Source organism: Nanoarchaeota archaeon (assembly GCA_018897155.1).
In the GTDB taxonomy this organism is placed as follows: domain Archaea; phylum EX4484-52; class EX4484-52; order EX4484-52; family LFW-46; genus LFW-46.
In genome coordinates this window covers 1-8428 of record JAHILE010000036.1, presented here as the reverse complement: position 1 = coordinate 8428, position 8428 = coordinate 1, and the positions used below count along the sequence as shown (strand labels likewise).

General features: G+C 41.7%; 11 protein-coding genes. 8 read left to right on the top strand and 3 right to left on the bottom strand.

The window, feature by feature from the left end; translation table 11 throughout:
• Positions 1 to 226: 226 nt before the first annotated feature.
• Entirely contained in the window at positions 227 to 460 is a 234-nt protein-coding gene (locus KKB09_04355; GenBank protein MBU4300427.1) for a hypothetical protein, read from the top strand.
• A gap of 9 nt (positions 461 to 469) precedes the next feature.
• On the opposite strand, the gene KKB09_04350 is transcribed toward KKB09_04355, so the two are convergent.
• The 3 genes from KKB09_04350 to KKB09_04340 all read right to left on the bottom strand — a co-directional run bounded on the left by KKB09_04350 (position 470) and on the right by KKB09_04340 (position 2682).
• Positions 470 to 781: a hypothetical protein gene (locus tag KKB09_04350; GenBank protein MBU4300426.1), complete on the bottom strand. Its 312-nt coding sequence runs from the start codon at positions 779 to 781 to the stop codon at positions 470 to 472.
• A gap of 104 nt (positions 782 to 885) precedes the next feature.
• Entirely contained in the window at positions 886 to 1119 is a 234-nt protein-coding gene (locus KKB09_04345; protein ID MBU4300425.1) for a hypothetical protein, read from the bottom strand.
• Between the two features lie 252 nt (positions 1120 to 1371).
• Positions 1372 to 2682 carry a signal recognition particle protein Srp54 gene (locus KKB09_04340; protein MBU4300424.1) on the bottom strand — a complete coding sequence of 437 codons (1311 nt, stop codon included), beginning with the start codon at positions 2680 to 2682 and terminating at the stop codon, positions 1372 to 1374.
• Positions 2683 to 2775: 93 nt separating this feature from the next.
• On the opposite strand from KKB09_04340, the gene KKB09_04335 reads away from it, so the two are divergent.
• The 7 genes from KKB09_04335 to KKB09_04305 form a co-directional block, all read left to right on the top strand.
• A complete protein-coding gene (locus tag KKB09_04335; GenBank protein ID MBU4300423.1) occupies positions 2776 to 3258 on the top strand; it encodes a PH domain-containing protein in 483 nt (160 codons plus the stop codon).
• Between the two features lie 559 nt (positions 3259 to 3817).
• Positions 3818 to 4651, top strand: coding sequence for a hypothetical protein (locus KKB09_04330; GenBank protein MBU4300422.1), 834 nt, complete (start codon positions 3818 to 3820; stop codon positions 4649 to 4651).
• A 4-nt stretch (positions 4652 to 4655) separates the two neighbouring features.
• Positions 4656 to 5738, top strand: coding sequence for a tyrosine--tRNA ligase (locus tag KKB09_04325; protein ID MBU4300421.1), 1083 nt, complete (start codon positions 4656 to 4658; stop codon positions 5736 to 5738).
• A gap of 89 nt (positions 5739 to 5827) precedes the next feature.
• Positions 5828 to 6727: a hypothetical protein gene (locus KKB09_04320; protein ID MBU4300420.1), complete on the top strand. Its 900-nt coding sequence runs from the start codon at positions 5828 to 5830 to the stop codon at positions 6725 to 6727.
• Between the two features lie 511 nt (positions 6728 to 7238).
• Entirely contained in the window at positions 7239 to 7529 is a 291-nt protein-coding gene (locus tag KKB09_04315) for a nucleotidyltransferase family protein (GenBank protein ID MBU4300419.1), read from the top strand.
• A complete protein-coding gene (locus KKB09_04310; protein MBU4300418.1) occupies positions 7526 to 7879 on the top strand; it encodes a DUF86 domain-containing protein in 354 nt (117 codons plus the stop codon). Before KKB09_04315 ends, KKB09_04310 begins: the two co-directional genes overlap by 4 nt.
• Before the next feature lie 201 nt (positions 7880 to 8080).
• Positions 8081 to 8428 (top strand): hypothetical protein (locus KKB09_04305; protein ID MBU4300417.1); only part of this gene is annotated, 348 nt, incomplete at its 3' end.

Genomic DNA, 8428 nt, shown 5'->3' with positions numbered 1-8428 from the left:
CTGAATCCTATTGAACGGGATTTTGGATTGATACAACGATTTGTTTTGAACAACAGCGATTTTCAAACTGTAAGAGAAGGCATGAATGCTATCGGCGCATACATAGAAAAAGAGCTATCATTTAGTTGAAAGTGTACTTAACTAATTGTCCACTTTTAGGGGTGCAGTCCACCACCACTTGCATGCGCAGTCATCTATATATACATATTCTCACAAAACATATATTATGTCCGCGCATCAACAGGAACTTCCTGAAGGAAAACTCGCGCTTTTCTGGATCATAGGCGCATTATGTATGCTTCTTGGCTCATGGCTTGCAGGGCATCTTGAGCGCGTTTTAGGCATTACAGACGCTTCATTCTACGGCACTCTTTTTATAGCATTTCTTTTGTTCCTCTTCGGAGGCCTTGCCTGGATTGCTGTTGCAGTAGGGGTTGCGCAGCATGGTAAAGCAGCGTAAATAGAATTTTTATTCAAAAACCAAACCCGGCAGCTCGATTCCATCCCGATTCAGCTTCATGCTTCCGTCTTTTGTCTGGATGAGAATCCCGTTATCTTCTGTTCGCGCGATTCCGATACTCAAATCATCCTGCCCGTCGCTTGCGGTTTTGCTCACAGCCATTCCAGTGCTTGTTGCGCCGATTCCAATGCCTTCTGAGTCAAGCATTCTGTTTGACTGCGCCACTGCGATTGTCATAAAGCTGTTGAAAACGAGGAGCAGTACAGCTATAGAGATTACGAAAAAAGCCGCGCTCATTAACGTATTAATTATCCATTTCATAATAATCACTAATTAGTAATAATTATATTCCTGTATTTAAATGCTTTAAAAGCACTAAGTTGTTAGAAAAACAATAAATTCTATTTTTTGTAAAACATGAAAAATTACGCACACTGTTTGTTTTTCAAAGGCACAAAATACAATTTCACTTCACTAAGACTTGGTATTTGCCCGTTAGTAAGTAACTTAGAGTAGGACTTGTCGAAATATTTGACTTTCTTATCCTCAATAAATAGGTAGTTTCCTGCAAGCCCTTTTAATCGCGCAATCTCTTCTTTTTCTAAGAGTTCATCAAGATGTTCAGTAGGTAGATTGAATAGCCTTAGCAAAACGTCCATAATATCCACAAGTTTACTGACATCCGCGCAAATTTTTAAACCTTAATATTGGAGCAATATCGCGGTGCTGTTGCATAAGATTTATATATGCCAAAATTCTTGCTCAAATCTTAGCGTTGAACGCAAGAATTTTGAATGACTCGGTTTTAGCTTTGCAGATAACGCTAAGGTGTATGTGCTCTGCGAATTGTGCAACAGCACCCAATATCGCTAAAAGTATCACTTTAGAACGAATCAAAATTAGAAATTGCATTACATACCCATATTTTTCATCATACCAGCCATAGGTCCGCGCTTAAACGCCTTTCCGCCCTGCATCTTCTTGACCATCTTCTTTGTCTGGTTGTAGTTCTTGATGAGCTCCTTGACCTCCTCAGGTTTTGCGCCTGAGCCTTTTGCAATGCGCTGTATTCGCGAGGAATCCACAATATCCGGATTCAGCTTCTCTTCCTTTGTCATAGACTGCATGATGTATTTCCAGCGCTTCATCTTGCTTTCCTGCACTTCAATCATGTCTTTTGGTAGCTTTACCGCACTCATCCCGGGAATCATCTCAAGAAGCTTTGAAAAAGAGCCCATCTTGCTTACGGATTCAATCTGGCTATAAAAGTCCTGCAGATTGAAGTCGCCGCGGACAAAGTCAGCCGCTTTTTCAGGCTCTATTGCCTCTTTTGCCTTTTCAAGCAATGCCTCAAGGTCACCCATTCCAAGAAGCCTTCCGACAAATCGCACAGGGTCATAAACCTCAAAATCATCAACTTTTTCACCAGTTCCGATAAATTTCACGTTAATGCCTGAAGCAAAGCATGCAGATAGCGCGCCTCCGCCTTTTGCCGATGAATCCATTTTTGTGAGAATTACGCCCGTAAGCCCGACAATTTTATTGAACTCATCTGCCTGCTTTTTTGCTGCCTGCCCTATATCGCCCGAAAGCACAAGAAAACGTTCATCCGCTTCGGCAGCTTTATTAACATCCTCCAGCTCCTCGCGTAATTCCGAATCAAGCGCAGATCTTCCGGCAGAGTCAATTATTACAATTTTTTTGTCCGCGAAATGCTTCAAACCATCTTTCACAATTTTAGACGCTTTTTTTTCCTTCGGTTCGCCATAAACCTCGACGCCGATTTTCTCACCAAGCTGCTTTAATTGCTCATACGCCGCTGGCCTCCAGGTGTCGCAGGAAATAAGCCCGACTGTTAGACCTTTTTTCATGTAGAATTTCGCAATTTTTGCGGAAGACGTAGTCTTTCCGGAGCCGAAAAGCCCGACAAGAAGAATTTTTTGCGCCTTAAGCTCTATTACCGGAGCTTTTTCGCCCAAAAACCGCGTCAGTTCACTATGTACAATATTAATAATATGCTCCCTGCGCGTAAGTCCCTTTGGAATCTTTTCGTCAAGTGCTTCGTCTTTTATGCGCTTTGACAGGTCAAAAACCAACTTAACATCAACGTCTGACTGAATCAGCGTGCGCTGAATCTCTTTTATCAGCGCGTCCACTGCATTTTTATCAGCAACTCCGATTCGCGCAAACTTTGAGAGCGCGTCGCGCAGTTTTTCAAGCATAATTCATCTTCGCATGCAAAGTATAAAAAGCTCATTTTAGGGCAGATGAATCGTTTAATCAATATAAATATTCCCGCGCGCAAATAATCTCTCATGAACGAAAAGATGCTCCTTAAGTTCAATTCCACGCGCATCGCATTTTTAAAATTGTATCTTGCCGGCTTCGTTTGGATAATGGCATGGATTGTCGTATACTTCGGCATTGCAGGCATATCTATTCCCGCAACATTAACGCCATATTTATTTATTCTGCCAATTATCGGGCTTTTGCATATTTTGTGGGCTGAAATCAGCATACGTGTAAACCGGTTCTATATATCCGACCAAAGAATTGCCGAGAAAAAAGGAATTCTTTCAATAGAAGAAACGTATCTTCAGACAGACCGTGTGGCAAACTACACAATAAAGCAGAACTTCATCGAGCGGCTTCTTGATATCGGAACAATAGAAATAGAAAGCGTTGACGGCGACGATGAGCCGGAAATCGTAATGAAATGCGTCGGCGGAATAGATAAAATAAGGAATCTTCTTGACAGCCTGATATCTGCGACAAAATATGGAACGCACGCCAAATAAAAGAATGGCGAGCCCGGTGAGATATTCATTGTTCTTTCGGAAAAGAACAATTTTGAACCCACGACCTTGGGCTTAGGACGCCCCTGCTCTATCCAAACTGAGCTACGGACCCGCAAGGAACGTTATGCAAAAGCATTAATTTAAGCTTTTTAGATGGGCTGTAGTGACCAATGCACTACCGTTTTCCTTAAATAACGGTTGATAAGTCGCGCTCTTTTTATAAAGTTGATATCACAATGAAAATGCGAAGGGGTCGTAGGATAACTTCTTGTGAAAGCAAGCTTTCACAAGCTTCCAACTTGCTTCGCATGTTAGAATGGTAGACTTCCGGCTTCGGGGAACCGCAAAATCGGTTCACGCTTTCACCGACCTCGGCTTTGCCGAGGGCGGAAACCCTTCGCACACTTGAAAATTCTTCGAATTTTCACACTTTTTCGCACCCGAAAAAGCTAAGCGTGCTCGGCTTAGAAGCGACCCATTGCGGTTAGAAACAGCCGGCGATTCGCGTTCAAACGATTTCTTTCTCTTTTTGTAAAAAGAGAAAGACAAATCCGGGTAGATGAAGAAAAAACTTCGTTTTTTCACATCTCCAACACTTCGTGTTGAAGAAAGAGAAAAACCACCGATCTCGCTTCGCGAGGGCGGAAATATCCGGAAATCTGAAAATCGCGGCGACCCCACTCATTATTTTTCAGGTCTTGCCATGGCTTCTTTCGATTACAAAAAACTTGGAGATTTGGGATTGCAAAAAGCAAGAGACGGACTTCTCAAAAATCGGCAGGAATTCTGGAAAAACAACATGGAAAATTTTCCAAAAAATGTCAAGTATCTTGCGGATAAAATCGGCTATCCCGAAGGCTGGAAAATATACATACTTACAGGCGAATTTGTGTCTGACAAAGAGATTCATCCATACGAACCCGATTGCTGGAGCGAGGTCTTTATTACATCTGCATCTGCATCTGAATATGAACGCGGAATATTACTTTATCTGAACTCTGCAAAGAGTTTTTTGTCTATTTCAGGAGTATTGTTTTTAGTAGCGCATGAAATGGTTCATATATCTCAAGCTGCAAAAAACCCTGAAACGTATCTTAAATCATTATTAAGCGACGAGGGTGGCAAAGTACAGGAACAAGAAGCAGAATCAGAAATAATGAGCCTCGACAAAGAATTCATAAAACAATATGTTCTTGAACACATAGTTTATTGCCATGACAAATGGGGCTGGGATGATGCAGAAAAAATGGCTGATTTTTTCTTCAGAAAAAGAGCGAATATGTGGTGCGGAGGCTACAAGAATCTTATGGATGAGAAAGAATTTGCCTTATTTCAAGATGCGAAACTCAAAAACGATATACTGCTATTTATAAAAAAGTATATACAAATGTAATTTCATGAATCTCGAAGAAAGAATAGTTCTTGTAAAATCAGTTGCTGAAGGCGGAGAAATAATCACGGAAGATGAGCTTCGCGCGCTATTTGCAGAAAAAGCGCATCCTATAGCCTATGATGGTTTCGAGCCGTCAGGAAAGATGCATCTTGCGCAGGGAATTTTGCGCGCAACAAACGTGAACCGCATGACAAAAGCAGGCTGCAAATTCAAGATGTTTGTCGCAGACTGGCACGCATGGGCGAACAACAAAATGGGCGGCGATCTTGAAAAAATCCAGGCTGTCGGAAAATACCTGATTGAAATATGGCGCGCCTGCGACATGGATTTCAAGAATGTGGAGTTCGTCTGGGCGAGTGAATTAATGAAAGAGGACACTTACTGGAAAACCGTGATGAATGTCGCGCGAACCACAACCATGAACCGAATAATCCGCTGCTCGCAGATAATGGGCCGAAGCGAATCGGAATCGCTATACGCTTCGCAGATTTTCTATCCGTGCATGCAGGCTGCGGATATTTTCGAGCTGAAAGCAGATATAACACAGCTTGGGATGGACCAGCGCAAGGTGAATATGCTTGCGCGCGAAACCGGGCCTAAATTAGGATTCTGGAAGCCGGTTGCAGTGCATCACCACATGCTGATGGGCCTGGGACAGCCGAAAACCGATATCAAAGACGCAACAGAACGCGCAATCGCAATGAAAATGTCAAAATCAATTCCTGATTCAGCAATATTTATGACCGATTCCGAGGAAGATGTGAAACGCAAAATCACAAAGGCATACTGCCCTGAAAAGCAGGTAGGAGAGAACCCGATTATGGAATATGCGGAGTATCTTGTTTTCCCGAAATTCAACAAACTGAAACTTGAACGCCCGGCGAAATTTGGCGGCGATTTGGAGCTTGCAAATTTTAATGAATTGAAAGAGCAATACACGGCAGGAAAGATTCACCCGATGGATTTGAAGGCGGCGGTTGCGCGCAGCATTAATGAAATGGTTGCGCCGGTGCGCACACATTTTGAGAAAAATCAGAAGGCGCGCGAATTAAAAGCGCAGGTTGAGGGGTTTGAAGTGACGAGATGAAAAATCATTGAAATAAAAGGTTTCTGAAATGCAAACAGAAAACATTTCTTGTAAGGTGTGCGGCAAAAAGAATATTATTAAAAAAAGGTATGCGTAAGACAAAACTCAATTTCAGGCAACTCTATTTTTGCAGGAATTGCGGCAAGACGTTTGTCGATGATGAAATGGCTGGAAAGACTTACAGCCCGAAAATCATCACAAACACTTTATGCGCTTATAATCTCGGCAATACGCTTGAGGAATCCGCCAATAATACAAACAGGCGCTTTAAGGTCAATATCTCAAAAAGCGCGGTTCATTCATGGCTTAAAGAATTTTCGAATATCTGCACATATAACAAGCTGCGCACTGATTTTTTGAAAGATTATGGGAAAAATGTTCTTTTTGAAAAGACATTTGAGCACAACGGACTGAATTACGACTTTCAATATCACATTCCAAAGCTTGAATCTTTCTGTGTAAACGGTTTTTCAGGTCTTGGAAATTATTTGAAGGGATTTGAAGCAGGATGCCCGGATTATTTCAAGAAAATCGAGGATAGATGCTCTCAGGTAAAAATCAACATTTCTGTAAGAAAAGAAGGCAAGTACAACAACGCATGCCGGCTGGCTGAATTGGCTCTGCATGCATGCGACAGGAATAAAGAACGCCATTCCGTAGTTGAAAATTTCATGCTAATAAATGATTCTTCTACTGTTGCGTGCGAAGTTCCTGTCTGGCTTTTTGAGAAAAACCTTAATGCAAGCATCTGCGGGCACATAGATGTATTGCAGATAAGAAACGGGCGGGTTTACGTGCTTGATTTTAAGCCTGATGCTGCTTTTGAGAATGTAGAAAAAGTGGCTTCGCAATTATTTTTCTATGCTTCAGGTTTGTCTTTTCGGACAAAGATAAAACTGGAGAATTTCAGATGCGCCTGGTTTGACGACAATGTTTATTATGAGTTCAGCCCGAAGGATGCAAAAGTAAATTTCCAAATGCGGAATTGATATTTGCCAGAAATTTCGCCTGAAAAGCAGCATGTTATGGAAACTTCAGGCGACGAATACTGGTTGAAAAAGCGACGGATTCGGTTTCCAGTCCAGGCGACGAATTTTGGACGAGCATTGGACGGTGCTGCGGGATGAAGACGCGACGGATTTTGGAAATCGAAATAGTTTTATGGATGGCGAAAAGAAGGTTTATGCTTGAATAGTGGCACGCCTTGAGTTTCGGACGTGGCTGAAATACGCCTAAGGTTTTGCCTTGTGTTTCCATGCGAGATGGCAAAAGGCTGCAATGCATTTTTTGTGTCCGTAGGCACAAAAAAGCCTAAAGTGAACATGGTGAACGAAAGGATTTGGTGATGCTGGCGGCGGGTGAAATGCATTGGGGAAAAGTGGCTGCCAAAGCGAACTGCATTGGGTGATAATGAGGGCGTTATGCATGAAATGCATAAGGTGACAAAAACGCAAAAAAACCTTATTAAGCAAAAAATTGATAATAGAATAGGTGAAAGATATGAAAAATGATATGATGGCGATTAAAAGAGCCATAATTCCGATTCTTAAGCGCAATGGTGTTGTACGGGCAGGGATATTTGGTTCGTATGCAAGAGGGGAGGCGAAGAAAAAAAGTGATGTCGACATCCTGATAAAAGTAAAGGCAAAAAAGTTCAGCCTGTTTGATCTTGTTGGGCTTGAGATGGAATTAGAAAAATCCATTGGAAAAGACGTTGATCTTTTAACATATAACGGGATTAATCCTCTTTTGAAGGAACGAATCCTGAATGAGGAGGTACGAATCATATGAAAAAGGATCCCGCAATTTTCATTAAGCACATTCTTGAAAGCATCAGAAACGTGGAATCTTTTTCTCTCAGGCTTTCGAAAAGCGAATTTGAAACGGATAAAATGAGGCAAAGCGCAATCATCAGGGAAATAGAAATAGTCGGAGAAGCTGCAAAAAATCTGCCTGTTGAATTCACCGCTAAATACCCGCAGATAAAATGGAGTGCTATTACAGGCACGCGTGATAAATTAGCGCATAATTATTTTGGCGTTGACATGAATGTTGTTTGGGATGTTGTAAAATATGATTTGCCTGAACTGAAAGCAAAAATGGAGAAAATCCTTAAGGAACTTGAAAAAGAGGCGAAATGAGAATTTCGCGCAAAATCATATAATCTATAAATCTATATATAGCCGTCGTGCGCAATAGTAATTGGTAGTCATGCATGGTGTCATCGCTTTTTCTGGACATAAAGAGAGAGAGAGAGAGAGAGCAATAATAAACTTCTTCTGATTTCATTTTCAGTTATTCTGATTTCGGTTTTTGCGTATTTTGCATCACCTGCATTTGCAATGTCTTCCTACACAAACGGCGCGTCCGGCTGGGCGATATATGTTTACGGAGCAAATGCCGACGAGAATATGACCTCAATAAATCAGTCGATAGCTAATGCTTTTTATCTAGAGGATTTAGGAAATAAAGAGTGGTTGCTGAAAGTTCCAGTGATTGTAAACGGGACGACGGCAACTTTAAGGATTACCGATGTGGATACGTCCTGGCTCAAGCTGCAAAGCTTAAATGACAGCAACGTATCATATATCAAGATCCAGGGTATTGGCATAATAAACAATACAAAAATCACAAGCTGGAATACGACGAATGGTGTGGTTGCGCCAAGCGGAGATACGAATAGGAGTTAT